The organism is Yokenella regensburgei, assembly GCF_003634235.1.
Lineage (GTDB): Bacteria > Pseudomonadota > Gammaproteobacteria > Enterobacterales > Enterobacteriaceae > Yokenella > Yokenella regensburgei.
Genome location: NZ_RBIZ01000003.1, coordinates 1268642 through 1291615, shown reverse-complemented (window position 1 = coordinate 1291615; position 22974 = coordinate 1268642). Strand labels below are relative to the sequence as shown.

The following is a 22974-nucleotide window of genomic DNA, read 5'->3' as shown; positions in this document are numbered from 1 at the left end:
GGCTTTTTTATGCTTAGTGCTTACCGGGCGCGGCGCTGTGGATCTCATGCACGCGTTTACGCACGCCAAACCAACCGGCGATCAGCATAATGCCAATCAGCGGCAGCGAGGCGATGGTCCAGGTGCCGTTCGGGTAGTCGAACGCCATCAGCACCAGTACCGCCAGCAGGAACAGCAGCGTCAGCCACGAGGTGAACGGTGCGCCAGGCAGTTTGAAGCTGACGTCAGCCGTTTTACCTTCCTTGATAGCCTTACGCAGGCGCATCTGGCACACCATGATAAAGGCCCAGGAGGCAATAATGCCCAGAGAGGCAAAGTTGAGCACAATTTCAAACACCTGCGACGGCACCAGGTAGTTGAGGAATACCCCAACCACGTACACCGCAAGCGTTGCCAGAATGCCCGCGTAAGGCACATGCTGGCGGCTCATCTTCGACATGAAGTGCGGCGCAGACCCGCCCATCGACATTGAACGCAGAATACGTCCGGTGCAGTACAGGCCGGAGTTCAGGCTGGAGAGGGCGGCGGTCAGCACCACGATATTCATAATGCTGCCAATGTACGGCACGCCAAGCTTGCTGAAGAAGGTGACAAACGGGCTTTGTCCTGCCTGATAGGCGTTCCACGGCAGCAGCAGCACCAGCAGCACGACGGAGCCGACGTAGAACAGGCCGATACGCCAGATAACGCTGTTGATGGCCTTCGGCACCATGGTCTGCGGATCTTTGCATTCACCGGCGGCGGTGCCGACCAGCTCAATCGAGGCAAAGGCAAAGACCACGCCCTGGATCAGCACCAGCGCAGGCAGCAGGCCGTGCGGGAAGAAACCGCCGTTATCGGTTATCAGGTGGAAGCCGGTGGTGTTGCCATCGAGCGGTTTGCCGCTGCCGAGGAAAACGGTACCCACGACGAGAAACACCACGATAGCCAGAACTTTGACCAGCGCGAACCAGAACTCCATTTCGGCGAACCACTTCACGCCAATCATGTTCATGGTGCCGACAATCGCCAGCGCGCCAAGCGCAAAGACCCACTGCGGTACGTCGCCAAACGCGCCCCAGTAGTGCATGTACAGCGCCACGGCGGTGATATCGACGATCCCGGTCATCGCCCAGTTGATGAAGTACATCCATCCGGCAACGTAGGCCGCTTTTTCACCCAGAAACTCGCGGGCGTAGGAGACGAAGCTGCCGCTGGAAGGGCGATGCAAAACCAGTTCGCCCAGCGCGCGTAAAATGAAGAAAGAGAAGATACCGCAGACCAGATAGACGATAGCCAGCGACGGCCCCGCCATCTGTAAACGGGCGCCCGCGCCGAGGAACAGGCCGGTGCCGATAGCGCCGCCGATGGCGATCATCTGCACCTGACGGTTGCCCATCGCCTTGTGGTAGCCGGATTCCTGGGAATTTAGCCAGCGGCGTCTGGCAGCATGCTGCTCCGCCGCATCCTGGTGTTTTGTGCTCATGTAATGTCCTGTTATTCCTGTCTTATTCAACCAATGGGCGGTTTTTCTCATCATTCTGAGGTTGAGATAAAATCCGCGCCGCGCAGCATCCTACACGTAACGCACCGTGACGACCAGAATTGAAAATCAATAGGTTGCTAACGGTAAGAAGGCATAACCCGGCCTATACTTTATTTTTTACCGCCGGAGTCAGACGATGATGACCTTGTATGGTGTACCCGGCTGGGGTTCAGCAATTGCTGAAGTGATGCTGACCATGGCGAAGATCCCGTACCGTTTCGTTGATGTGGATGGATTCGACCGCCCCGGCCCGCAGAATGATTCCCTCGCCGCGCTTAACCCGTTGTGTCAGGTGCCGACCGTGAAAATGACCGACGGCAGCATCATGACCGAAACCGCCGCCATTGCGCTGATGATCCTCGATGAATGTCCGGCGCTGGCACCGCCTGTCGATACGCCGCAGCGGCGGCAGTTTCAGCGCCTGCTGGCGTGGTTTGTGGCTAACGTGTATCCCACTTTTACCTATGCCGACTACCCGGAACGCTGGACGGAAAAGGGCGCTGACGAGCTGAAAGCGAACTGCCTTGCCTACCGAAACTCCCTCTATCAGTGGCTTGAGAGCCAGCTGAGCCTGACGCCGTACAGCTTTGGTGAGCAGCTGACGCTGTTCGATGCGTATCTGGTGGTGATTTATCACTGGGGGCCGCGTGAGGCGTGGTTCCAAACGCATACCCCGAAGCTCTACGCCATTGCGCAAAGCGTGGGTGAACGCCCCGAGCTGCAGGAGGTGTTAGCGCGTAATGGCTACACGCGGAGCACAAACGGATAACGGCGCGGTGGGCGCTGTGATAGGGTAATGTTCACTGCAAAACAACATCATAACCGGAGCCCTGCAATGCCACATATCGACATTAAATGTTTTCCCCGCGATCTGAACGATGAGCAAAAAGAGGCGCTGGCGGCGGAGATTACCGAAGTGATCGTGCGCCACCTGAACAGCAAAGACCGCTCGGTGAGCATTGCCCTCAATCAGGTGCAGGAAGCCGACTGGCAGCAGGTCTGGGAGCGCGAGATTGCGCCGCAGATGGAGACGTTGATTAAAAAACCGGGTTACAGCATGTAGCGTGCCGCCAGGCGCAATATCCAGAATTGAACAAACTCGTGCTGTCGGCCGGGAAGGTGGTGTTGTTACACTGACCAGGCAGTTAATCAGGCACACGAAAGTTAGTATGAATGATACTTGGCCCGAATCTCCTCGGGCCTTTTTTTCGCTATAATTTGTCCAGACGGTATTGATTGAGTGGTTACTATGAACATTAAATCTGCATTCATTGCGTTGTTACTCACCTCCTTGTGCGCCACGAGCGCTTACGCGACCGAACAGGGGCGTCAACGCCAGCAGGCGCGTGACACCCGTCAGGATACCCGCGATCAGGCGAGAGACGTCAAACACACCTGTATGTCGAACAACAATCAAAGCAATCACGAATGTCGTCAGGATAAGCGTCAGATGAAGCAAAACGGACGCGAAAAGGCACGTGATATCAAATACTAATCATTGTGACACTGTCACTTTTTGTTGGTTAGTCTGAACTGATATTCGCCCGCACCAGCCTGCCGGTGCTGGCGAAAGTGCCTGCGCCGAGATGATGCAGGGTGTTGCGCGTATCGTCGTCAAACTGCCAGCGCCCGGCGACAAACGCCTTTTCGTCAGCGGCCGCCGAGACCACTTCGCCAAACAGGGTGTCATATTTCTCCTGCGCCGCCGTTGCGGGTAACAGACGACACTCCATCCACGCCAGACATTTCTCTTCAATCAGCGGCAAACCCAGCTGTGGACCGTGCACCACGGGGATACCATAGGCGTTAAATTTGTCCTCTTCACGCCCGCTGACGCTGCCGACGGCGTAGGTCCAGCTTGCGGCCGCGACGCCGGGGATAACAATGCCAAACTTGCCGGTACGCTCGATGAGCTCGCGCGACCAGGTGCTTTTATCCACTACAATGGCGATACGCGGCGGTTCAAATTCCACCGGCATCGACCACGCTGCCGCCATCACGTTGCGCCGGTCAATATGCTCATCGCGGGTGGTGATAAGCACCGTCGGGCCATGATTCAACAACCGGCTGGCATGTTTTAACTCGACGGGAACAAAACGGCTCATAGCGGCTCCTGCTGGGGAAATGTTCTATCAATTAGCATATCGCACAAATTCACCGTTGCCGGGGAAAAAATGCGTTATAAAAAGAGGACATCGACCGCAGGAGACTCTGATGAGCCCGTTTTTAACTGCCTATTTTACCCGTCTGGGCTGGACGGAAACTGCAACAGCCACCATTGAAACGCTGCGTAAACTGCATTTGCTGCACAACGGCGCTATTCCCTTTGAAAACCTGGACGTTTTGCTCCCCCGCGAAATTCACCTTGATGACGCTGCGCTTGAAGATAAGCTGCTGACCGCCCGTCGCGGCGGCTACTGCTTTGAGCAAAACGGTCTGTTTGAGCGTGCGCTGCGTGAGATTGGCTTCAACGTTCAGAGCGTGCTGGGCCGCGTGATTCTGGCGAACCCGCCACAGATGCCGCCGCGCACGCACCGTCTGCTGCTGGTCGAGATTGCCGGAGAGCGCTGGATTGCCGACGTCGGCTTTGGTGGACAGACGCTGACCGCGCCGATTCGCCTGCTGGCGGAAGTGCCGCAGGAGACGCCGCACGGCGTCTACCGTCTGCTCAATGAAGGCAACGACTGGACGCTGCAGTTCAGCCACCATGAGCACTGGCAGTCAATGTATCAGTTCGATCTGGCAAAGCAGTATTTCAACGATTACGTGATGGGGAACTTCTGGTCGGCGCACTGGCCGCAGTCGCATTTCCGCCACCATCTGCTGATGTGTCGTCATCTTCCGGATGGCGGCAAGATGACGCTGACCAACTTCCATTTCACCCACTGGGAGAATAACCGGGTGCTGGAGAAAATTGACCTGCCTGACGTCGATGCGCTGTATGAAGTGATGCAGACCCGCTTTGGCCTGGGCGTGGACGACCCGAAAAACGGCTTCAGCGTTGCCGAGCTGGCGGCGGTGATGGCGGCGTTTGATACTCACCCGGAGGCGGGGAAATAGTCTGAATGACAGGCCGGGTAAGGCGTTGTCGCTACCCGGCCTGGCGTGGAATTAACGCCGTGAACGCACCACCTGATAGCGGCGGGTGATGTACTCCACCGGCGCGCTCCAGACGTGCACCAGACGGGTGAACGGGAACAGCAGGAAGATGGTCATTCCCAGCGCCAGATGTACGCGATACACAAACGCAACGCCGTCAAGATGGCCCGATGCGCCGCCCTGGAACGTGACCACCGCCTGCGCCCAGCCCACCAGTTTCATCATCTCACTGCCGTCCGGATGCTGCGCCGAGAACGGAATGGTCGAGAGCCCGAGAATACACTGAATAAGCAGAATGCTGAGGATGAGGATATCCGCCGTGCTTGAGGTCGCGCGAATACGCGGGTTGAACAGCCGACGCACCAGCAAACCTGCGCCACCGACCAGCGTCATCACCCCACAAGCGCCGCCGAGGATCATCGCCATCTGCTGCTTCACCGAAATCGGCAGAAACGATTCGTACATCCAGTGCGGGGTCAGCATGCCGAAGAAGTGCCCGAAGAACACCCCCAGGATCCCCACGTGGAACAGGTTCGACCAAAGCACCATCCCGCGCTTATCGAGCATCTGGCTCGACGACGCGCGCCAGGTGTACTGGCCGTAGTCGTAGCGTAGCCAGCTGCCAAGGATGAATACCGTACCGCACAGATAGGGGTAGATATCGTAAAAAAAGACGTTGAGATACTGGATCATTTCGGGCCTCCGGCACTGACGTCGACGTACTGCGGGGCGACGTCCTGGCTAAAGCGTCGTTGATAGTTTTGCAGCGGGGAGCTGTCGCAGGCGGTGGCGTTATCTTCGATAAACTTCACCTGTTCCTCTTCCCAGACCGCATCCAGCGCCTGGCGGGTGTCGTCGCGCGTTTCACCCGCCACCTGTTTAGTGACACTGTCACTGCTGAGTGGGCTATTTGCCAGCGCCAGCAGGGCGTCGAACAGTTGGTAATACTCGCTCTGGCGCTGCTTCAGCCGCCCGCCAATCAGCGCCAGGATCGGCGCCACGTTCTGCAGGCCTTCGCGGGCATCGGCCGGTGGCAGAATGCTGAGGTACTCAAGGTAAAGCGGCAGGTGGTCCGGCAGCTCACGGCAGCTCAGCTGTAACCCGGCCTGCTCGTACTGCGCCATCAGGTCGACCATCGCCTGGCCGCGATCGCGCGACTCGGCGTGGACGTGCTCAAACAGCATCAGCGAGGTGGCGCGCCCGCGCTCGAAGATTTCACACCATTCGGCCTGTTTATCCAGCAGCGGGGCGTGAAGCATCTCGCTGACGAACGTCGTCAGCGCCGGGGCGCGCTCCGCAACGAGCGAGAGCGCCTCGTCGCGGTTCTCCCAGAGAAACTCGTCGGGATATTCGAGCAACATGCCGATAACTTTCAGGATCTCCATTATTGTCCCTCCTCACGGTCGCGCACTTCGGTGATGTTGATAGCATCAATGCGCTGACTGTTGAACAGGTTGAACTTGGTGTCAGAGCCGTGGCAGCCGTCGCCGAAGGTGAATCCGCAGCCGTTTTTCTCCGGGAAGGCGTCGGCGGCCATTTCACGGTGGCTGGTCGGGATCACGAAGCGATCTTCGTAGTTGGCGATGGCGAGATAGCGGTACATCTCTTCCACCTGCTCAACGCTCAGACCCACTTCTTCAATCGCCCGGGTATCGGTTACGCCTTCGACGGTTTGCGAGCGTTTGTAGTGACGCATCGCCATCATACGCTTCAGCGCGCGCAGCACCGGGCCGGTATCACCGGCGCTCAGCATGTTCGCCAGATACTGCACCGGAATACGCAGGCTTTCGACGGCGGGCAGAATGCTGTCGGTCTGCGGCAGGCCACCGGCATCGGCGTAGGACTGGATCGGCGACAGCGGCGGCACGTACCAGACCATCGGCAGGGTGCGGTATTCCGGGTGCAGCGGCAGCGCCAGCTTCCAGTCCATCGCCATTTTGTAGACCGGCGATTTCTGCGCGGCCTCAATCACGTTCTGCGCAATGCCTTGCTTCAGCGCCTCTTCAATCACCGCCGGATCGTGGGGATTGAGGAACACGTCGCACTGGCGCTCATAGAGATCGGTTTCATGCTCGGTGCTGGCGGCTTCTTCAATGCGGTCGGCGTCGTACAGCAGTACGCCGAGATAGCGAATGCGCCCGACGCAGGTTTCCGAGCACACCGTTGGCTGGCCGGATTCGATACGCGGGTAGCAGAAAATGCACTTCTCGGATTTTCCGCTCTTCCAGTTGAAGTAGATTTTTTTGTACGGGCAGCCGCTGATACACATGCGCCAGCCGCGGCACTTGTCCTGGTCAATCAGCACAATGCCGTCTTCCTCACGCTTGTAGATGGCGCCGCTCGGGCAGGTGGCGACGCAGCTCGGGTTGAGGCAGTGTTCGCACAGGCGCGGCAGGTACATCATGAAGGTGTTTTCGAACTGACCGTACATCTCCTTTTGCATCGCCTCGAAGTTGCGGTCGCGGGCGCGCTTTTCAAACTCGCCGCCGAGCAGCTCTTCCCAGTTCGGACCCCACTCAATTTTATCCATCCGCTTGCCGCTAATCAGCGAGCGCGGGCGGGCGGTGGGCAGGTGTTTGCCCTCCGGCGCATTGTGCAGGTGCTGATAGTCGTAGGTGAACGGCTCGTAGTAGTCGTCGATCCCCGGCAGCGATGGGTTAGCGAAGATTTTTGCCAGCACGCCGACGCGCCCGCCGAGACGCGGGGTCAGCTTACCGCTGATGCCGCGCACCCAGCCGCCTTGCCACTGCTCCTGGTCCTCCCAGTTTTTCGGGTAGCCGATGCCGGGTTTGGTCTCCACGTTGTTAAACCACGCGTATTCCATCCCTTCGCGACCGGTCCAGACGTTTTTACAGGTGACCGAGCAGGTGTGGCAACCGATGCATTTGTCGAGATTTAAAACCATTCCAACCTGTGAGCGTATTTTCATTTTTTCGCCTCCTGGACCTGATCCCGACCTTCGTTATCCAGCCAGTCAATGTTCTTCATTTTGCGGATCATGATGAACTCGTCGCGGTTGGAGCCGACGGTTCCGTAGTAGTTAAAGCCCCACGCCAGCTGGGCGTAGCCGCCAATCATGTGCGTGGGTTTCGGGCAGATGCGGGTGACGGAGTTGTGGATCCCGCCACGCAGCCCGGTGACTTCAGAGCCCGGGATATTCATGATGCGCTCCTGGGCGTGGTACATCATGGTCATGCCCGGCGGTACGCGCTGGCTCACCACCGCGCGGGCGGTAAGGGCGCCGTTGGCGTTGAAGGCTTCAATCCAGTCGTTGTCGGCAATGCCAAGCTCCTTCGCATCGGCCTCGCTCAGCCAGACGATAGGCCCCCCGCGCGAAAGGGTCAGCATCAGCAGGTTTTCGCTGTAGGTGGAGTGGATGCCCCATTTCTGGTGCGGGGTCAGGAAGTTGAGCGCTTTTTCCGGGAAGCCGTTCGGCGGCACTTCCTTCATGTGGCTGACGCTGCGGGTATCGATAGGTGGACGATAGGCCACCAGGCTCTCCCCGAACGCGCGCATCCACGGGTGATCCTGATACAACTGCTGGCGGCCAGAGAGCGTGCGCCACGGGATCAGCTCATGCACGTTGGTATAACCGGCGTTGTAAGAGACATGCTCGCTTTCAAGGCCAGACCAGGTGGGGCTTGAGATAATCTTGCGCGGCTGCGCCTGGATATCGCGAAAACGGATCTTCTCATCTTCTTTGTTGATGGCCAGATGCGCATGCTCGCGACCGGTAAACTCCCCAAGCGCCTCCCAGGCTTTCACCGCCACCTGGCCGTTGGTTTCCGGGGCGAGGGCGAGAATAACCTCTGAAGCGTCGATAGCGGTTTCAATGCACGGACGGCCTTTTGCCGGGCCATCGAGTTTGATGTAGTTCAGTTTGCCGAGGAAATCGACCTCCTGCTGGGTGTTCCAGGAGATCCCCTTGCCGCCGTTGCCGAGCTTATCCAGCAGCGGGCCGAGGCTGGTGAAGCGCTCGTACACCGCCGGATAGTCGCGCTCAACCAGCACGATAGCCGGGGCGGTTTTACCGGGGATCAGATCGCATTCACCCTTGCGCCAGTCCTGAATGTCGAACGGCTGCGACAGCTCCGCCGGGGAGTCGTGCAGCAGCGGTTGCAGCACCACGTCGGTCTCTTTATCGAGATGGCCAACGCAGACCTGAGAGAACGCTTTGGCGATGCCTTTGTAGATTTCCCAGTCGCTTTGCGACTCCCACGCCGGATCGACCGCCGCCGACAGCGGATGAATAAACGGATGCATATCCGAGGTATTCATATCGTCTTTTTCATACCAGGTGGCGGTCGGCAGCACGATATCCGAGAACAGGCAGGTGCTCGACATCCTGAAATCCAGCGTCACCAGCAGGTCGAGCTTGCCTTCAATCGCGGCGGTCTGCCACTCCACTTCTTCCGGCTTCACGTCGTCCGTTGAACCCAGCGCTTCGCCCTGAATGCCGCTTTCGGTACCGAGCAGGTATTTCAGCATGTACTCATGCCCTTTACCGGAGGAGCCAAGCAGGTTCGAACGCCAGATAAACAGGTTGCGCGGGTGGTTGCTGCCGCTGTCCGGCTGCTCGCAGGCCATGCGCATATCGCCGGATTTCAGCGCCTGCACGGTGTAATCCACCGGCGACATCCCGGCGGCCTCGGCCTGCGCTTTAATGCCGAGCGGGTTGCGGTTGAGCTGCGGTGCGGAAGGCAGCCAGCCCATGCGCTCAGCGCGCACGTTGAAATCGATCAGGTGACCGCTGAACTTACTGGCATCCGCCAGCGGAGAGAGCAGCTCGCGGGCGGTGAGCTTCTCGTAGCGCCATTGGCTGGCGTGATTGTAGAAGTACGAGGTGCTGTTCATCTGGCGCGGTGGGCGGTTCCAGTCGAGGGCAAACGCCAGCGGTAGCCAGCCGGTTTGCGGACGCAATTTCTCCTGGCCTACGTAGTGCGCCCAGCCGCCGCCGCTTTGCCCGACGCAGCCGCAGAACACCAGCATGTTGATCATCCCCCGGTAGTTCATGTCCATGTGATACCAGTGGTTGACGCCCGCCCCGAGGATGATCATCGAGCGACCATGGGTTTTGTGCGCGGTATAGGCAAATTCGCGGGCAATTTTCTCGATGTGTGCCCGTGGTACGCCGGTGATTTGCTCGGCCCAGCCCGGTGAGTAGGCTTTGATGTCGTTGTAGTCTTTCGCGGCGTTCGGGCAGTCCAGCCCTCGGTCCAGACCATAGTTAGCGAGCACCAGATCGTAGACGCTGACCACCAGTGACGGGCTGCCGTCGGCAAGATGAAGCTGTTTCGCCGGCACCTTGCGCACCAGCACCGGATCCTGCTTCACGCTGCGGAAATGCGGATTCTCGTTGCCACCGAAATAGGGGAACGCCACCCCGACCACGCTGTCCTGCTTACCGAGCAGGGTCAGTTCCAGCTCGGTTTCCTGCCCGGCGGCCAGCGATTCGAGGTTCCATTTACCTTTTTCACCCCAGCGGAAGCCGATAGAGCCGTTCGGGGCAACCAGTTCGCCCGCCTGGTTGATGGCGACGGTTTTCCACTGCGGATTGTTGCTTTCGCCGAGGCTGTCGACCAGATCAGAGGCGCGTAACATACGCCCGGTGACATAGCTGCCGTCGTCGCGGGCTTCCAGCATGACCAGCATCGGCATGTCGGTGTAGCGGCGACAGTAGTTGATGAAATACTCGCTGGGTTCGTCGAGGTGGAACTCTTTGAGGATCACGTGGCCCATTGCCATGGCAAGCGCGCTGTCGGTGCCTTGCTTCGGCGCCAGCCACTGGTCGCAGAGTTTGGCGACTTCGGAGTAGTCCGGGGTAATGGCGATGGTCTTGGTGCCCTTGTAGCGCACTTCGGTGAAGAAGTGGGCGTCCGGGGTGCGGGTCTGCGGTACGTTCGAACCCCACGCGATGATGTAGCTGGAGTTGTACCAGTCGGCGGATTCCGGGACGTCGGTCTGTTCGCCCCAGGTCATCGGCGAGGCGGGCGGCAGGTCGCAGTACCAGTCGTAGAAGCTAAGACACGTGCCGCCTAACAGCGACAGATAGCGGGTACCGGCGGCATAAGAAACCATTGACATCGCCGGGATCGGCGAGAAGCCGGCCACCCGATCCGGGCCGTAGTTTTTGATGGTCCAGACGTTGGCGGCGGCAATCAGCTGGTTCAGCTCTTTCCACGACGAACGGACAAAGCCGCCTTTGCCGCGCGCCTGCTTATAGCGCTGCGTCTTTTCCGCGTCCTTCATGATGCTGTCCCAGGCCACCACCGGGTCCGGATTTTGCGCCAGCGCCTCGCGCCACAGTTCAATCAGTTTTTTACGCGCCAGCGGATACTTCAGGCGGTTGGCGCTGTAGAGATACCACGAGTAGCTGGCGCCGCGCGGGCAGCCGCGAGGCTCATGATTCGGCAGGTCGGGACGCGTGCGAGGGTAGTCGGTCTGCTGGGTTTCCCAGGTCACCAGGCCGTTTTTCACATAGATTTTCCAGCTACAGGAACCGGTACAGTTCACGCCGTGGGTGGAACGCACAATTTTGTCGAACTGCCAGCGCTGACGGTAGCTGTCCTCCCAGTCGCGGTTGGTGTTGTATACCTGACCGTGACCGTCAGCAAAGCTTTCGCCTTTTTGCTGAAAGTAGCGAAAGCGGTCCAGTAGTTTGCTCATGACATTTCTCCTGACGGGAGCCTGAGCCCCCGTGGTTACACTGCTCACATTTTTGTATTTATTTAGCGGTCGGTTTGCGGCGGCCGTAGACCAGCCAGGTCACCAGCACGCAGACGACGTAGAAGACAAAGAACACTTTCATCGCCCCAACCGGCGAGCCGGTCATGGCAAGCGAGGTACCGAACGCTTTTGGAATAAAGAAGCCGCCGATGGCGCCAATCGCGGAGATAAAGCCCAGCGCCGCGGCGGTATCGGTCACGGCTTCCTGCTGCGCCTGCTCATCGCTGCCGCCGCGTTTTTTCACGCTGTCGATGGTGATTTGGCGGAAAATAATGGCGATCATCTGGAAGGTCGATCCGCTGCCGAGACCGGCGGTGAGGAACAGCCCCATAAACACGATATAGAAGGCGAGGAAGCTGCCGGAGCCGCTGCCCGGCAAGGTGAGGAACAACAGACCGGTAAATACGGCCATCAGGATGAAGTTCACCAGCGTCACCCGCACGCCGCCCAGGCGGTCAGAAATAACCCCGCCAAATGAACGCGCCAGCGCACCGATAAACGGCCCAAAGAACGCCAGCTTCAGAATGTTGACGTCCGGGAACTGGGTTTTCGCAAGCATCGCGAAACCGGCGGAAAAGCCGATGAATGAACCGAAGGTGGCGAGATAAAGCAGGCTCAGCAGCCACATGTGCGGGCGCTTAAGCACCGGTAGCTGATCGCGCACCGAGGCCTTTGAGCTGGCGATATCGTTCATCCCAATCCAGGCGGCGAGGGTCGCGAAGACAAGCAGCGGCACCCAGACCAGCGCCGCGTTGGCAAGCGACATCACTGAGCCGTCTTCCTGCGGCACCCCATGAACGCCGAGAAAGGCGAAAATGGGCAGGAAAATCACCAGCGGTGCGACCATCTGCATCACGCTGACGCCGAGATTACCCAGCCCGCCGTTGATACCGAGGGCGCTACCTTGTTTGGCTTTCGGGAAGAAGAAGCTGATATTGCCCATGCTGGAGGCGAAGTTGGCTCCGGCAAAACCACACAGCAGCGCAATGGTAATAAATACGCCATAAGGGGTAGATGGGTTTTGAATGGCAATACCTAACCACACGCAAGGCACAATCATGATAACGGTACTAATAACGGTCCAGTAACGGCCGCCAAATATAGGTACCATAAAGGAGTAGGGCACGCGTAATATTGCGCCGGAGAGCGAAGGCAGCGCGGTTAATAAAAAGAGTTCGTCAGTGGTAAAATTAAAGCCGACCTTATTGATATTTACCGCAACGGCACTGAATAACATCCACACGCAGAAGGCGAGTAGCAGACAGGCAACCGAAATACATAAGTTCCGTCTGGCAATGTGTTTTCCTTTGTTTTCCCAGAAATCAGGATTTTCAGGTTTCCAGTTAGTTAAAAGATAATGATTTTTCTTCTCACTTTGTTGTGACATATCGCCCTCACAAATACCAATGCTACACACAGGAGAAAGGTCGGCTCGCGGGGAGTCGCGCTGTAAACTGTCGAAATTATTGGAAGTTTTAAAAGCAAGGATAGTTAAAAAAGCGCTAACCCGTTGGCAGCGCTGTAAAGTAAATGTGGCTTATGTGTTACTGAATGTAACTAGAGGCGAGGGGCAGAAAACAGCTCCAGGGTGATAGCGCGGTGCAGATGGTGGATGAAGGCTTCGTCATCGACCTCTTCAAGCCCAAGGGCATAAACCCCGTCCATGCCGCAGACCATAGAAATTAAACGCCAGGCAATGCCGGAAGGCTCGTCGTTGAGGGTAAATTCTCCGGCTTCCACGCCCTGCTGAATAATGGCGACGGTGTCGTCGTGCCACATACTCATGGTTAACAGATAAGCGGCTTTAATGTCGCTGTCGCTGTCGGAGAGGATCTGCGCTTCACGCCATAGCCGCAGATGCGGACCCAGCTTGCCTTCTTCACTGTAGAGCATGAAAAAGAGCTTCTCGCGCCAGCTGGCACAGTCGGCGGTGAGGGGGACATCAAGCATTTCACGGATAACGCGGATAAAGGCTTCGGCTTTAAGTTCGCCGGAAGAGGTAAAGTGGTGGTGGACCTGCCCGGAAGCCATCTCGGCCTCTTTAGCAATATGTCTTACCGTCATGGCGGTGAACCCGCCGGAGAGGGCGACCCGCATCGCCGCCTGCACAATGGCCTCACGGCGCTCCTCGCGATTCAGATAGCTCATGATGTCCTCGTCCTGAATGGTAGTGCTGCGATAATAACAAAGAGTTGGACATATGTTCAAATTTCCATGAGAATTGTGATGTTGGACGAGCGTCCAGAATTTATCACTAAAGGAAAGTTGTATGTTTCGTCAATGGCTAACGTTAGTTGCAATCGTACTGGTGTATATCCCGGTCGCAATTGACGCCACCGTTTTGCACGTAGCCGCCCCGACGCTGAGCGTGTCGCTGGGGGCCAGCGGCAATGAATTACTCTGGATCATTGATATCTATTCACTGGTTATGGCCGGTATGGTATTGCCGATGGGAGCACTGGGTGACCGGATCGGGTTTAAACGTCTGCTGTTAACCGGCAGCGCGTTGTTTGGTCTTGCTTCCCTGGCGGCAGCCATGGCCAGCAGTGCGATGCTGCTGATTGCCGCTCGTGCGCTGCTGGCGATTGGTGCCGCGATGATCGTGCCCGCAACGCTTGCCGGGATCCGTAATACCTTCTCTGAGGCCCGTCACCGCAATATGGCGCTGGGCCTGTGGGCCGCCGTCGGCTCCGGCGGGGCCGCGTTTGGTCCGCTGATTGGCGGGATGCTGCTTGAGCACTTCTACTGGGGTTCGGTATTCCTGATTAACGTACCTATCGTGCTGGCGGTGCTGGCCCTGAGCTGGCGCGTGGTGCCACCGCAGCAGGGACGTCGCGAGCAGCCGATGAACATCAACCAGGCGTTGATGCTGATTGTGGCGATCCTGATGCTGGTGTACAGCGCGAAAACCGCGCTGAAGGGACAGCAGTCGCTGTGGATAGTGGGGCTGGTGATGGTTGTCGGTGCCGGACTGCTGGTGAGTTTTGTGCGCATTCAGCTGGCGGCGCGTACCCCGATGATCGACATGCGTCTGTTCACGCATCCCATCATTCTGAGCGGGGTGATGATGGCGATGACCTCGATGATTACCCTGGTCGGCTTTGAGCTGCTGATGGCCCAGGAGCTGCAGTTTGTTCACGGTAAGACGCCGTTCCAGGCCGGGCTTTTCATGCTGCCGGTTATGCTGGCTAGCGGCTTTAGCGGACCGATTGCCGGGGTGATGGTCTCCCGCTTTGGCCTGCGTCGGGTGGCTACAGCCGGTATGGCGCTGAGTGCTTTCAGCTTCCTCGGCCTGTCGCAAACCGAGTTCAGCACCCAGCAGATCCAGGCGTGGATCCTGATGACGCTGCTCGGCTTCAGCGCCGCCAGTGCGCTGCTGGCGTCGACGGCGGCCATCATGGCGGCGGCACCCAAAGAAAAAGCCGCGGCGGCGGGGGCGATTGAAACCATGGCCTATGAGCTGGGCGCCGGTCTTGGTATCGCGCTGTTCGGCCTGATTCTGACGCGCAGCTACCACGATTCCATCGTGCTGCCGACCGGGCTTGATGGCGCGGTGGCAAGCCAGGCGGCTTCGTCAATCGGTGAGGCGATGCAGGTGGCGCAGCATCTGCCATCCTCGGTTGCCGATGCGCTGGTGGAAGCGGCCAAAACCGCGTTCATCACCTCGCACAGCGTGGCGCTGTTTAGCGCGGGCGCCATGCTGGTCGTACTGGCAATTGGCATCTGGTTTGGTCTGTCGAAAGCCACGCGGGTAGAGGCGTAATTACTTGTCATTTTGAGTTGGGCGTATCGAAGAATAGATACGCCGAAACAGGTTCCGTTCACATCGAATTTATCACTTCTCTGGTGTTCTGATACCCGGTGAACGTGTTAAGGGCGCTCGTCGCCGCGCCCTTAACAATCCCGGCCCCGCGGAAACACGTCGGCAATTTTCAGCCGGACCAGCCAGCACTCCACCACCCGCGCTTTTACTCAGCAGCAAAATTCACCTCTTCATGTCTGGACTGAAGCAGGGGCAAACGGATGGTAATGTACTCATTATAATCAGCAGAGACGGGCAGGGGCTGCGCTGCCGGGGGGCGACTAACCGTAAAGCGGGCAACATGCGCGGGGCATATTGTAGAAGCAGATTTACACTTATTTACATAAATTCACTTTATGCATACATTTCAGTCATGTGATAGTGAAAGAGCACTTTATGTTAAAATTTATAAGAGGGATTTTTATGTCAAACATCAGAGAATTGAGTTTTGATGAAATAGCATCAGTTTAATTATGGTGATGGGCGTAGTAGTAGTAGCTATTCTGGTGGCATTGGCTATGGAGCGCAAGCAAACGGTTTTCTTCCTAATAGAGCTGCAGCTGTCGGTTCTGGTATATCAAAAGAATGTGCGGCGGGTATAGCAACTGGTGCATTAGGTGTCATAGGAAGCATTCCATCACGAAACGCAATATCAATTGGGTCTGCTGTGGCAGCAGCAGGAATTGGCATTGCTTCCACGTGCAATAAACCAAGCACAAAAAACAGCCCGCCGTTCCGTTAAATATGTTAAGCATACATTTATGTATGCTTAATCAAAAAAAAGAACGTACAGGATGATTTTGTGACTTCAAAAAAAACATCGTTGCTTATGAAAATAGCTGAGGGTTGTGTAAGTGTACTACTGGTTACTTCACTACTTGTCTCTATCGGACTTTGGGGGTGCGGCCCAGAAAATGTACTTAAACCATTCTTAATTCCTAAGTATATAGCTTCAGCTGCTGTTTATTTAATGGTTTTATATTCATCAATGAAAATATCATCTTTCATATTTGGAAAGATAAAGCAAAAATTAACTGATTAGGCTTTGAATTTCATAATAATCAACAACATGACAATATGAAAAGAATAAATGAAAATATAGCCTTGTTCTCACATGGATTAATAACAACAAGTGTATTGTTCAGTGTGTTTATATTGTCATTGTTGTTGACTTTTTCTCCATCGTTAGTTGTCCGACAATATGGTGTGGACAGCGCCATTGAGGCTATGGTGATAATCGAGTTCTCGATGGCGCTCACAGTCTACCTGGTTTATTTAAGAAAATTATCCGAATTCAGGTTTTCAAAGTTTAAGAAGATTGATTTTATACTGCCATTATCTCTGATAATAGTGATTCAGGCTGGTTATATCTATTTTAACAGCAAGTTCAATGGCGCATCTGAGAATCTTATTTTTGACGTGAGGTCTATTCTTATGCTCACGTTAATAATACCGTTTTATGAGGAGATATTTTATCGTGGCTGTTTGTTTGGGGGGCTTTGCTCTGTTTTTAGAAAGCACATAATAATACCAATAATATTTTCTTCTTTAGTGTTTTCATTGATGCATACTCAATTTGTCTCCGTCCTTGAGTATGTGCTTATGTTTGTTGTTGGTGTAATTATATCATATTCCAGAGTTGTAACGAAAGGATTGCTTGCGCCAATTGCTATTCATTCAGGCATGAATGTCTTTGTTATTTCCATTCAAATATTAAGTTGATATTAATGATGGCGTTATTCAGAAAGGAAGCAGTAGAACACCAGAATGATTTTATACATGGGGATATTCTCATTCCTTTACCTTTTGGAATTACATTCAGCGCTGCCATTACGCTAATTTTGTTCCTGTGTATTGCATTGTTTATTTATTCCGGAAAATATACCCGTAAGGCTCATCTGACCGGAATCGTTATGCCCTCATCCGGGCTGGTAAAAATCACACCGCAATATGCCGGATATATCACCCGACTGACGGCCTCAGAAGGTCAGCACGTTGTCGCGGGTGAGTCTCTCTATCATATCAGCGGCGAACATTTTAACGGGCAGGGAGCCGGGACGCTGGCGGCTATGAGTCTCTCCCTGAAAACACAATATGCCATGCTGGCCTCTCAGCAGATGCTGGAGTCGCGTGACAACCGGCAGCAGCAGGAAGCAGTAAGGCAGAGAATTACCTCCCTGCAGCCACAGGTTAAAAGTGCAGAACAACGCCTGCGGCTGGCTGAACGCCAGGTCGGGCTGACCACCGCCGTCATGGGACGTTATAAAAAACTGGCCGGCACACATTATGTTTCGGATATCGAATATCAGCAGAAACAAATCGACGTCTCCACGGCACAGCAAAACGTTGAGGACCAGCGGCAGGGGCTTCTGCAGTTGCATTCCACGATAGAAGCCGCTGAAGACGATCTTAATCATCTCATTGTCCAGGGGGAAAGCCGGAGAGCTGAACTGGACAGACAGCTGCAGGGGATCAGGCAACAGCAGGACGAACTGGCCGGACAGGAGAACTTCACGCTGACGGCACCGGTATCCGGTACCGTTGCGGCGGTGCTGGTCAGGCAGGGACAATCCGTCAGAGCGTCGGAGTCGGTGATGACGGTAGTGCCGGATAACGCCAGCCTGCAGATAGAGCTCTATGCCACCAGTCAGAATGCAGGGTTCATCCAGCCGGGGCAGCGGGTAGCACTGCGGTTTGCCGCCTTCCCTTATCAAAAATTTGGCGTTCAGTACGGGACTATCAGTGAAATCAGCCGTACGACGCTGACCCCTTCGGATTTACTCTCCGTATCCCCGGTAACCTGGAAAGAGAATGAAGGGCACTACCGTGTCATCGTCGAACCTGAGAATACCTTTATCCTGGCTTATGGGAAAAAAGAACCTCTGCGACCTGGTATGACCCTTGAAGGGGACGTCAGCCTGGATACACGTCATTTATGGGAGTGGCTGACAGAACCGCTCTGGAGCCTTAAAGGAAAACTGTAATGGGATCACTGAACTGGACGGGAAGAAGACGGCTTCCCCTCATTCGCCAGACAGAATCAGCGGAGTGTGGCCTGGCGTGTCTGGCAATGATGGCCAGCTGGCACGGTCTGCAGACGGATCTACCCACGCTTCGTGAACGCTTCAGTATCAGTACTCAGGGAATGACCCTACAGAGGCTGATTGAGTGTGCGGCCGGTATCCGGTTGTCTTCCCGCGCCGTCAGGCTGGAGCCGGAAGACCTGAAGTCCCTTTCTCTTCCCTGTATTCTCCACTGGAACATGAATCATTTCGTTGTGCTTCATAAGGTTCGTGGGAGCAGGCTGGTTATACATGATCCCGATAAGGGGAAGGTAACAATCTCCCTGCCGGACGCAGGGAAGCACTTCACCGGTGTCGCGCTGGAGCTGATGCCAGCCAGCGATTTCACGGTCAGGGATGAAAGAAAGAAAATTCGGCTGCGCCAGCTGACAGGCAAAACCCCCGGCCTGCTGATTGCCCATCGCCCGGAAACCATTGCCTCTGCAGACCGGGTTCTGTACCTGGCTGACGGATATTTTACTGAGCTGAAGCACCAGTGCACAGTTAATGATGACAATTTGGTTTGTAATCTTACTAATGAATGACAGGTCAAAAATCAGACTTAATGTACATAACCAATCCACAGCCCTTTCGTTTTTTATCCCCGCCTGGTGGCATACCAGCACAACAGCGATCCCATACACACCATCCCGGCGCCTTGCCAGAACGACCACGATAGCGGGGCGTTCAGCAAAAATGAGGCGAGGGCGGAGGAGAGGATCGGCGTGAAATAGGAGCCCACCGCCAGCAGGCTGACGTTTCCGTGCAGGATACCGATATTCCACGCCGCGTAGGCAAACCCGAGTGACAGGGCGCACAGCACCAGCTTGATAATGACCGGCCAGCTCACCAGCATTGGGGGCTGATCGCTCAGAAAATATTTCACCCACAGACTCAGACCCGTCAACAATACGAAAAAGGTGATACCGTTTTTACCTTTGGCGTATTTTGCGGTCACCGTACAATAGGCCGCCCAGATAAAAGCGCCAATAAAGGCGAGGAAATAACTTAATGGGCTCGAAATAACGTTGCTGACGATTTCATCAATATCCAGCCCCTGTTCACCGCCCAGCACCCAACTAATGCCAAACAGTGAAAGTAACAGTCCGGGAATAATTACCCAGGTTGATTTTTGACCGTTAAACAAAATAGCAAACAACACCGTCAGGCTGGGCCACAGGTAATTGACCATCCCGACTTCAATCGCCTGCTGGCGGGTGGCGGCGTAGCCGAGCGACAGCGCAAGGCAGATTTCATAGCTGACAAACAGCAGGCAACCCGCCAGAAAATAGCGTAGCGAAAACTGACGGAGATTGGGTAATCCCACGGTAAACACCAGCAGCAAACCGCTCAGGGTATAAATTGCCGCCGCGCCGCCCACCGGGCCGAGCCCTTCGCTGACGCCACGAATCAAACCTACCATGGTGCTCCAGAGCACAATTGCAATTAAACCCGTCAGTGTTGCTCGTTGTTTAGTCATGGGGAACGCAGTCATCCGTTGCTGTAATGTGGGAATTTATATCATTTTTTGGTGCCCCAGTGGGGTGAATTATTTTCAAATTCTAACTCTTTAGGATTAATAAAACTCGCCACCGCAGACTATTAAGGGGGCATCGAAATGGCTTCTTGATTTGACGCAAAAAATGTCAGGGTAGTGCTGTTAGTTTTCCCCGCGAAGTGATTGCCAATAACGAGGAAAACAATGGACGTCAGCCGCAGACAGTTTTTTAAAATCTGCGCGGGCGGTATGGCAGGAACCACGGTCGCGGCGCTGGGTTTTGCACCCAAAATGGCGCTGGCCCAGGCGCGTAATTATAAATTACTGCGCGCTAAGGAAGTCCGTAATACCTGCACATATTGCTCCGTGGGTTGTGGGTTATTGATGTATAGCCTGGGAGACGGTGCAAAAAACACCAGAGAAGCGATTTACCATATTGAAGGCGATTCCGATCATCCGGTCAGCCGCGGGGCGCTGTGCCCGAAAGGCGCGGGTCTGCTTGATTATGTGCACAGCGAAAACCGCCTGCGCTACCCGGAATACCGTGCCCCAGGTTCGGATAAGTGGCAGCGTCTTTCCTGGGATGAAGCCTTTACCCGCATCGCGAAGCTGATGAAAGCCGACCGTGACGCCAACTTCATTGAAAAGAACGAGCAGGGCGTTCAGGTGAACCGCTGGCTGTCCACCGGGATGCTGTGCGCATCGGCCGCAAGTAATGAGACCGGTATGCTGACCCAGCGCTTTGTGCGCTCGCTCGGTATGCTGGCGGTAGACAACCAGGCGCGCGTCTGACACGGACCAACGGTAGCAAGTCTTGCTCCAACATTTGGTCGCGGTGCGATGACCAACCACTGGGTTGATATCAAAAACGCCAACGTCGTGGTGGTCATGGGCGGCAACGCCGCTGAAGCCCATCCGGTGGGTTTCCGCTGGGCGATGGAAGCGAAAAACAACAACGATGCGACGCTTATCGTCGTCGACCCGCGCTTTACGCGTACGGCGTCGGTGGCCGATATCTATGCGCCGATCCGTTCCGGTACCGACATTACCTTCCTGTCGGGCGTTTTGCTGTACCTGATTCAGAACAACAAAATCAACGCCGAGTACGTCAGGCATTACACCAATGCTGGCCTGCTGGTGCGCGATGATTTCAGCTTCGACGATGGTCTGTTCAGCGGCTATGACGCCGAAAAACGGCAGTACGACAAATCCTCGTGGAACTATCAGTTCGACGAAAACGGTTTTGCGAAACGCGACGACACCCTGAGCCATCCGCGCTGCGTGTGGAACTTGCTGAAACAGCACGTTTCCCGCTACACGCCGGACGTGGTCGAAAATATCTGCGGTACGCCGAAGTCTGATTTCCTGCGCGTGTGCGAAGTGCTGGCTTCAACCAGCGCCGCAGACCGTACCACCACCTTCCTGTACGCGCTCGGCTGGACGCAGCACACCGTCGGGGCGCAGAACATTCGCACCATGGCGATGATCCAGCTGCTGCTCGGCAACATGGGGATGGCCGGTGGCGGGGTGAACGCCCTGCGTGGACACTCCAATATCCAGGGGCTGACCGACCTTGGTCTGCTCTCGACCAGCCTGCCGGGCTACCTGACGCTGCCGTCAGAAAAACAGACGGATCTGCAGACCTATCTCACGGCCAATACGCCGAAAGCAACGATGGCCGATCAGGTGAACTACTGGGGGAACTATCCGAAGTTCTTCGTCAGCCTGATGAAATCGTTCTACGGCAACGAGGCGCAAAAAGAAAACAGCTGGGGCTTTGACTGGCTGCCGAAGTGGGATCAGGCCTACGACGTCATTAAGTATTTCAACATGATGGATAAAGGCGCGGTCACCGGTTACTTCTGCCAGGGCTTTAACCCGGTGGCGTCGTTCCCGGACAAAAACAAGGTGGTGCGCAGCCTCAGCAAGCTGAAGTACATGGTGGTTATCGACCCGCTGGTTACGGAAACCTCTAACTTCTGGCAGAACCACGGTGAGATGAACGACGTGGACACCGCTTCGATTCAGACCGAAGTGTTCCGCCTGCCGTCGACCTGCTTTGCGGAAGAGGACGGCTCAATTGCCAACTCCGGACGCTGGCTGCAGTGGCACTGGAAGGGCGGCGAGCCGCCGGGAGAAGCGCGCAACGACGGCGAGATCCTCGCTGGCATTTACCATCGTCTGCGCGAGATGTACCGCACCGAAGGTGGTAAAGGGGCAGAGCCGCTGCTGAAAATGCGCTGGGCGTATAAACAGCCGGATAGCCCTGAGTCGGAAGAAGTGGCGAAAGAAAACAACGGCGTGGCGCTGGCGGATCTTTACGACGCCAACGGGGTGCTGGTGGCGAAGAAAGGCGAGCTGCTGAGCAGCTTTGCGCTGCTGCGTGACGACGGTACCACGGCCTCATCCTGTTGGATCTACACCGGCAGCTGGACCGAAAAAGGCAACCAGATGGCCAACCGCGATAACGCCGATCCGTCAGGGTTGGGCAATACGCTGGGCTGGGCCTGGGCATGGCCGCTGAACCGCCGCGTGCTGTACAACCGCGCCTCCGCCGATCCGCAGGGTAAACCCTGGGATCCGAAGCGCATGCTTATCCAGTGGGACGGCGCGAAGTGGTCTGGCAACGATATTCCTGACTTCAATACCGCCGCACCGGGTAGCGCGACCGGGCCGTTCATCATGCAGCCGGAAGGGCTGGGGCGTCTCTTTGCCATCGATAAGCTGGCAGAAGGGCCATTCCCGGAGCACTACGAGCCGATGGAAACGCCGCTCGGTACCAACCCGCTGCACCCGAACGTGGTGTCAAGCCCGGTAGTGCGTCTGTATGAAGAAGATGCCATTCGTATGGGCAAGAAGGATAAATTCCCGTACGTGGGGACCACCTATCGTCTGACCGAGCACTTCCACACCTGGACCAAGCACGCGCGCCTGAACGCGATTGCTCAGCCGCAGCAGTTTGTGGAAATCAGCGAAACGCTGGCAAAAGCCAAAGGTATTGCCAACGGTGACAGCGTTAAAGTCAGCAGCAAACGTGGCTTTATTCGCGCGGTGGCGGTGGTGACCCGTCGTCTGCAGGCGCTGAACGTTAACGGCCAGCAGGTGGAAACCGTCGGTATTCCGCTGCACTGGGGCTTTGAAGGGGTCGCGCAGAAAGGCTATCTCGCCAATACCCTGACGCCAAACGTCGGCGATTCCAACTCGCAAACGCCGGAGTACAAGGCGTTTCTGGTTAACATCGAGAAGGCGTAAGGAGCGAAAT

General features: G+C 56.0%; 17 protein-coding genes and 1 pseudogene. 9 read left to right on the top strand and 9 right to left on the bottom strand.

Going from position 1 to position 22974, the window contains the following annotated elements; translation table 11 throughout:
- Window positions 1–13: 13 nt before the first annotated feature.
- Complete coding sequence (ansP, locus tag C7387_RS06425) at window positions 14–1465, bottom strand: L-asparagine permease (protein WP_038257657.1); 1452 nt, start codon at window positions 1463–1465, stop codon at window positions 14–16.
- 196 nt (window positions 1466–1661) lie between these two features.
- On the opposite strand from ansP, the gene C7387_RS06420 reads away from it, so the two are divergent.
- The 3 genes from C7387_RS06420 to C7387_RS06410 all read left to right on the top strand — a co-directional run bounded on the left by C7387_RS06420 (window position 1662) and on the right by C7387_RS06410 (window position 3020).
- A complete protein-coding gene (locus tag C7387_RS06420) occupies window positions 1662–2294 on the top strand; it encodes a glutathione S-transferase family protein (RefSeq protein ID WP_120816324.1) in 633 nt (210 codons plus the stop codon).
- Window positions 2295–2360: 66 nt separating this feature from the next.
- Entirely contained in the window at window positions 2361–2588 is a 228-nt protein-coding gene (pptA, locus tag C7387_RS06415) for a tautomerase PptA (RefSeq protein ID WP_006819905.1), read from the top strand.
- 186 nt (window positions 2589–2774) lie between these two features.
- A complete protein-coding gene (locus C7387_RS06410) occupies window positions 2775–3020 on the top strand; it encodes a hypothetical protein (RefSeq protein ID WP_006819906.1) in 246 nt (81 codons plus the stop codon).
- 28 nt (window positions 3021–3048) lie between these two features.
- On the opposite strand, the gene C7387_RS06405 is transcribed toward C7387_RS06410, so the two are convergent.
- Window positions 3049–3630, bottom strand: coding sequence for a flavin reductase family protein (locus C7387_RS06405; protein WP_006819907.1), 582 nt, complete (start codon window positions 3628–3630; stop codon window positions 3049–3051).
- Between the two features lie 109 nt (window positions 3631–3739).
- Between C7387_RS06405 and nhoA the strand changes: the two genes are divergently transcribed.
- Entirely contained in the window at window positions 3740–4585 is an 846-nt protein-coding gene (nhoA, locus tag C7387_RS06400; protein ID WP_038257651.1) for an N-hydroxyarylamine O-acetyltransferase, read from the top strand.
- Window positions 4586–4636: 51 nt separating this feature from the next.
- Here the strand turns inward: nhoA and narI are convergent, their stop codons facing one another.
- From narI to C7387_RS06370, 6 genes are all read right to left on the bottom strand, one after another.
- Window positions 4637–5317, bottom strand: coding sequence for a respiratory nitrate reductase subunit gamma (gene narI, locus C7387_RS06395; protein WP_120816323.1), 681 nt, complete (start codon window positions 5315–5317; stop codon window positions 4637–4639).
- Window positions 5314–6009, bottom strand: a complete 696-nt coding sequence (gene narW, locus C7387_RS06390) for a nitrate reductase molybdenum cofactor assembly chaperone (protein WP_120816322.1) — start codon at window positions 6007–6009, stop codon at window positions 5314–5316. The genes narI and narW overlap by 4 nt, the downstream gene beginning before the upstream one ends.
- Window positions 6009–7553: a nitrate reductase subunit beta gene (narH, locus tag C7387_RS06385; protein ID WP_038257639.1), complete on the bottom strand. Its 1545-nt coding sequence runs from the start codon at window positions 7551–7553 to the stop codon at window positions 6009–6011. The genes narW and narH overlap by 1 nt, the downstream gene beginning before the upstream one ends.
- A complete protein-coding gene (locus tag C7387_RS06380; protein ID WP_120816321.1) occupies window positions 7550–11290 on the bottom strand; it encodes a nitrate reductase subunit alpha in 3741 nt (1246 codons plus the stop codon). The genes narH and C7387_RS06380 overlap by 4 nt, the downstream gene beginning before the upstream one ends.
- Window positions 11291–11348: 58 nt before the next feature.
- Window positions 11349–12737, bottom strand: coding sequence for a NarK family nitrate/nitrite MFS transporter (locus C7387_RS06375; RefSeq protein ID WP_120816320.1), 1389 nt, complete (start codon window positions 12735–12737; stop codon window positions 11349–11351).
- Between the two features lie 170 nt (window positions 12738–12907).
- Window positions 12908–13498 carry a TetR family transcriptional regulator gene (locus C7387_RS06370; protein WP_038257633.1) on the bottom strand — a complete coding sequence of 197 codons (591 nt, stop codon included), beginning with the start codon at window positions 13496–13498 and terminating at the stop codon, window positions 12908–12910.
- A 121-nt stretch (window positions 13499–13619) separates the two neighbouring features.
- On the opposite strand from C7387_RS06370, the gene C7387_RS06365 reads away from it, so the two are divergent.
- From C7387_RS06365 to C7387_RS06350, 4 genes and pseudogenes are all read left to right on the top strand, one after another.
- On the top strand, window positions 13620–15113 hold the full coding sequence (locus C7387_RS06365; protein WP_006819916.1) for an MFS transporter: 1494 nt from the start codon (window positions 13620–13622) through the stop codon (window positions 15111–15113).
- A 1116-nt stretch (window positions 15114–16229) separates the two neighbouring features.
- Entirely contained in the window at window positions 16230–16874 is a 645-nt protein-coding gene (locus C7387_RS23355; protein WP_120816319.1) for a CPBP family intramembrane glutamic endopeptidase, read from the top strand.
- An 8-nt stretch (window positions 16875–16882) separates the two neighbouring features.
- On the top strand, window positions 16883–18136 hold the full coding sequence (locus C7387_RS06355) for an HlyD family secretion protein (RefSeq protein WP_120816727.1): 1254 nt from the start codon (window positions 16883–16885) through the stop codon (window positions 18134–18136).
- A pseudogene (locus C7387_RS06350) lies at window positions 18136–18627 on the top strand (cysteine peptidase family C39 domain-containing protein); the annotation flags it as partial. The gene C7387_RS06355 and the pseudogene C7387_RS06350, both read left to right, overlap by 1 nt.
- 185 nt (window positions 18628–18812) lie before the next feature.
- Here C7387_RS06350 and yddG read toward each other — a convergent pair.
- Window positions 18813–19694 (bottom strand): aromatic amino acid DMT transporter YddG, encoded by an 882-nt coding sequence (gene yddG / locus C7387_RS06345; protein WP_038257627.1) that lies wholly within the window; start codon window positions 19692–19694, stop codon window positions 18813–18815.
- A gap of 222 nt (window positions 19695–19916) precedes the next feature.
- Here yddG and fdnG point away from each other — a divergent pair, with 222 nt between their 5' ends.
- Window positions 19917–22964 (top strand): formate dehydrogenase-N subunit alpha, encoded by a 3048-nt coding sequence (fdnG, locus tag C7387_RS06340; protein WP_112471405.1) that lies wholly within the window; start codon window positions 19917–19919, stop codon window positions 22962–22964.
- Window positions 22965–22974: the final 10 nt, after the last annotated feature.